This is a genomic window from Aromatoleum toluolicum (genome assembly GCF_012911005.2).
In the GTDB taxonomy this organism is placed as follows: domain Bacteria; phylum Pseudomonadota; class Gammaproteobacteria; order Burkholderiales; family Rhodocyclaceae; genus Aromatoleum; species Aromatoleum toluolicum.
The window spans coordinates 1-448 of the sequence record NZ_WTVS01000212.1 but is presented as its reverse complement, the minus strand read 5'-3'; the positions used below and the strand labels follow the sequence as shown (position 1 = coordinate 448).

1 protein-coding gene is annotated in these 448 nt (G+C 65.2%); it reads right to left on the bottom strand.

Annotated features, from left to right (window positions below; translation table 11 throughout):
* Positions 1-448 (bottom strand): ATP-binding cassette domain-containing protein (locus GPA27_RS28420; RefSeq protein WP_169143739.1); only part of this gene is annotated, 448 nt, incomplete at both ends.

The following is a 448-nucleotide window of genomic DNA, read 5'->3' as shown; positions in this document are numbered from 1 at the left end:
GGAGCTTGTGAGGCCAGCGCCTGCTCGGCAAGGCGTGCTTCTTCGCGCAGGCGCTTGGACTCTTCGAGCAGGTAACGTTGATAGTCGTCCAGGTCGCCGTCGAACGGGCCAACCACACCCCGGCCCACCATCCAGAAGTCCTCACAGACCGAGCGCAGCAGGGCGCGGTCGTGGCTGACCAGCATCACAGTGCCATCGAAGTCGTTGAGCGCCATCGCCAGGGCCTCGCGGGTGGCCAGGTCCAGGTGGTTGGTAGGCTCGTCCAGCAGCAGCAGGTTGGGGCGCTGCCATACGATCATGGCCAGCACCAGGCGCGCTTTTTCACCGCCGCTCATGGTGCCAACGGCCTGCTTGACCATGTCCCCGGTGAAGTTGAAGCTGCCCAGGTAGCTGCGCAGATCCTGCTCCCGGCTGGGTTGCTTGGCATCAGGCCCCAGCTCCTTGGCCA